Source organism: Sphingobium lactosutens (assembly GCF_013393185.1).
Lineage (GTDB): Bacteria > Pseudomonadota > Alphaproteobacteria > Sphingomonadales > Sphingomonadaceae > Sphingobium > Sphingobium lactosutens_A.
The window spans coordinates 1-621 of the sequence record NZ_QJQX01000034.1 but is presented as its reverse complement, the minus strand read 5'-3'; the positions used below and the strand labels follow the sequence as shown (position 1 = coordinate 621).

Here is a 621-nt window from a genome sequence, read left to right as displayed (position 1 = left end):
CTCCATTCAGTGTTACCTGAACTTCACCCTGGACATGGGTAGATCACCTGGTTTCGGGTCTACAACCACATACTAAACGCCCTATTCAGACTCGCTTTCGCTACGGCTCCGCCTTATCAGCTTAACCTTGCATGGGATCGTAACTCGCCGGTTCATTCTACAAAAGGCACGCCATCACCCGTTAACGGGCTCTGACTACTTGTAGGCACACGGTTTCAGGATCTCTTTCACTCCCCTTCCGGGGTGCTTTTCACCTTTCCCTCACGGTACTGGTTCACTATCGGTCACTAGGTAGTATTTAGCCTTGGGAGATGGTCCTCCCAGCTTCCGACGGAATTTCACGTGTTCCGCCGTACTCAGGATCCACTCAAGAGGGAACGAAGTTTCAACTACAGGGTTGTTACCTTCTTCGACGGACCTTTCCAGGTCGCTTCATTTACTTCGTTCCTTTGTAACTCCGTATAGAGTGTCCTACAACCCCAAGAGGCAAGCCTCTTGGTTTGGGCTAATTCCGTTTCGCTCGCCGCTACTCAGGAAATCGCATTTGCTTTCTCTTCCTCCGGGTACTTAGATGTTTCAGTTCCCCGGGTCTGCCTTCAATATCCTATGTATTCAGATAAA

1 rRNA gene is annotated in these 621 nt (G+C 49.9%); it reads right to left on the bottom strand.

The features are described from left to right. Positions 1–621 (bottom strand): 23S ribosomal RNA (locus DM806_RS05600); the annotation flags it as partial.